General features: G+C 60.7%; 1 protein-coding gene. It reads right to left on the bottom strand.

Features of this window, described 5'->3' with window-relative positions:
- Positions 1–2,805 (bottom strand): condensation domain-containing protein (locus BJD99_RS10510; RefSeq protein WP_143542112.1); only part of this gene is annotated, 2,805 nt, incomplete at both ends.

Below are 2,805 nucleotides of genomic sequence, written 5' to 3'. Positions count from 1 at the left end.
ACCGCACCCGGAACCTCCACCACCCGATCAACAAACAACGACGCCAACGTCGAACCCGAACCCACACCCCGCTCGGTATCACTGAACCGCATCAAACTCGCCCGCTCCGCCGCACCCACCAACTCCACATCACCGACCACCACAGACGAATCCGCCACCACCGCCTCCAACACCCGAACGAACCGCTCCACAAAACCATCCACCGTCGACCGATCGAACAAATCCGTCGCAAACGTGAAATACCCACCCACACCCAAAGGACGACCACCCTCGTCGTAACGGTCCGTCACGATCAAATGCAGATCGAACTGCGAAATCCCCGTATCAGCATCGAGACCGCTCACCGACAATCCCGACAACTCCAACGAACTCTGCGCAAGATTCTGGAAAGACAACCCCACCTGGAACAACGGATGCCGCGCCGTCGACCGAACCGGATTGAGCACCTCCACCAAACGCTCGAACGGCACATCCGCATGCGCGAACGCCTGCAAATCACTCGCCCGAGTCTGCGCCAACAACTCCTCGAACGTCATCGAAGAATCCATCCGACTACGGAAAACCAACGTGTTGACGAACATCCCGATGATGTCGTCCAAAGCTTTGTCGCTGCGACCGGCGAACGGAGTACCGATAGCAATGTCATCGGTACCGGACAAACGAGCGAACAACACTGCCATCGCAGAATGCACCACCATGAACAACGTGCTGTTGGTCCGACGCGCAAGCTGCACGAGCTGAGCATGCACATCCGCATCGACCGCGAAGTCGGCTCGATCTCCTGCATACGACTGCACCGCAGGACGCGGACGATCCATCGGCAGATCGAGCTGATCCGGCAGGCCCGCCAAAGCGGTCTTCCAATACGACACCTGCTGCGCAGCAATCGAATCCGGATCTTCCTCACTACCGAGAACCTCACGCTGCCACAACGCAAAATCGGCGTACTGCACCGACAACGGAGCCCAACCAGGAGCCTCACCGGCAGAACGCGCCGCATACGCCACCATCACATCACGCGTCAACGGCCCCATCGAGGAACCATCAGCCGAAATATGGTGCACCACAAGGGCAAGTACGTGTTCCGTCGAAGACACGGTGAACAACCGAACCCGCAGCGGTATCTCCGTCGTCACATCGAAGGTCGTGGATGCCAGCGCACGCACCCGGCTCTCGACGTCCGAAGCATCGATGTCGACGACCTGGATATCGGGCCGGACCCGTTCCGCCGGGACGACGAACTGAATCGGGCCGTCCTCGGTCTCGGGGTACATCGTACGAAGAGACTCGTGCCGTGCAATCACATCTCGCACCGCGGCCTCTACGGCAGAGGCATCCAATTCACCCGACAGCCTGATGGCGACCGGCACGTTGTACGCCGCCGAACCGGCATCGAATCGGTTCAGGAACCACATCCGCTGCTGCGCCAACGACAACGGCACCACACCCGGACGCTCCCGCGCCACCAACGCAACCCGATCCCCCGACCCCACCGACTGCTCCACCCGAACCGCCAAACCACCCACCGACGGCGCCTCGAACACCAACCGCACCGGCACCACAGCATCCAACGCCACACCCAACCGCGACACCACCTGCGTCGCAATCAACGAATTACCACCCAACGCAAAGAAATCATCATCGACACCCACACGATCAACACCCAACACCTCAGAAAACACCCGCGCCACCGCCTCCTCCACCGGAGTCGACGGAGCCCGAAACACCACAGCCTCGAACACCGGAGCCGGCAACGCCGCACGATCCAACTTCCCATTCACCGTCAACGGCAACGCATCCAACACCACAAACGCCGACGGCACCATGTACGACGGCACCACCGCACCCAACGCCACCTTCACCTCACCCACATCCAAAGACACACCCACACCACCAACCACATACGCCACCAACTGATCCCCCGCAAACTCATCCACCCGAGCAACCACCGCAACATCGACCACCCCATCGACCCCACGCAACGCCGACTCGATCTCCCCCAACTCGATCCGGAACCCACGCACCTTCACCTGAAAATCACTACGCCCCACATACTCCAACTCACCAGAACCACCCCACCGCACCACATCACCCGTCCGATACAACCGAGAACCCACACCCACACCCGCAACACCGACAAACGGATTCGCCACAAACCGCTCCGCCGTCAAATCCACCCGACCCACATACCCACGCGCCAACTGCACACCCGCCAAATACAACTCACCCGACACACCCACCGGCACCGGATGCAACCGCTCATCGAGCACCAACACACCCGTATTCCACTCCGGCACACCAATAGGCACACCCGCAACATCACCCGCCCCCACCTCATGCACCGTCACCGACACCGCAGCCTCCGTCGGACCATACAAATTGAACAACGCACCCGCATTACCCCGACGGAACCACTGCGCCGTCGCACCCGGCAACGCTTCACCGATCGCCAACACCCGCACCAACGAACTCGACAACACACCACCCGACACCGACAACAACGCCGACAACATCGACGGCACCACATGCAACGTCGTCACCGACTCCGCCACCATCAACTCATGCAGATACGCCACATCCCGATGCCCCTCCACCGACGCCACCACCACCGACGCACCCGACACCAACGCCGACCAGAACTCCCACACCGACAAATCGAACGTCGCCGTGGTCTTGAGCAACACCACATCACCGACACCCAACCCGAACTCGGACCTCTTCCACACCAACTGATTCACCACAGCCTCATGCGAAACCGCCACACCCTTCGGCCGACCCGTCGACCCCGACGTGAAAATCACATAC

This window comes from Rhodococcus sp. 1163 (assembly GCF_002091985.1).
Taxonomy (GTDB): domain Bacteria; phylum Actinomycetota; class Actinomycetes; order Mycobacteriales; family Mycobacteriaceae; genus Rhodococcoides.
This window is presented reverse-complemented; position numbering and strand designations above follow the sequence as displayed.